This is a genomic window from Bradyrhizobium sp. 14AA (assembly GCF_054185205.1).
On sequence record NZ_JAVAYM010000080.1, the window covers coordinates 1 to 648 of the forward strand.

Below are 648 nucleotides of genomic sequence, written 5' to 3' on the forward strand. Positions count from 1 at the left end.
AAACGGGACACACAAGCAGCCTATGCTTTTCTTAAACGGTTAGTGAAGCAGTTTGATGAACCGAAGGTTGTAGTCACAGATAAAGCCCCCTCTATTACAAGTGCCTTTAAGAAACTAAAAGAATACGGCTTTTATCAAGGGACAGAACATCGTACCATTAAATACCTGAATAATTTGATTGAACAAGACCATCGTCCAGTAAAGAGACGCAATAAATTCTATCGAAGTTTACGCACTGCCTCCACCACGATTAAAGGCATGGAATCCATTCGAGGATTATATAAGAAAACCCGAAAAGAAGGCACTCTCTTCGGGTTTTCGGTCTGTACTGAAATCAAGGTATTATTGGGAATCCCAGCTTAAATCATAGATACCGTAAGGGATTTTATTCTTTATTTAAAACTTTGCAACAGAACCTTTTTGTTTATATTATTTTATTTTTAAATTTGCTATTATTAAATGGAATTTAAAAACTCCAGGTAGAGAAGTAGAGGATGTTGTTATTTCTGGTACTGTTGAAAATACTACAGATTCTAAAGAGCTTTTAGAAGCGATCATTGTTGCTGTCGGTGGTAAAGATAATATTGAAAAAGTAGATGCTTGTTTTACACGTTTGAGAATAACTTTAAAAGAGCCAAGTAAAATTGA

Annotated in this window: 1 protein-coding gene and 1 pseudogene; both read left to right on the forward strand. The window is 34.9% G+C overall.

The genetic code is table 11. From position 1 onward, the window contains the following. Positions 1 to 363 (forward strand): annotated as a pseudogene (locus tag RAD15_RS43395) (IS6-like element IS1216 family transposase); the annotation flags it as partial. Positions 364 to 583: 220 nt separating this feature from the next. Further along, a partial coding sequence (locus tag RAD15_RS43400; protein ID WP_458184795.1) for a PTS transporter subunit EIIB occupies positions 584 to 648 on the forward strand: 65 nt, incomplete at its 3' end.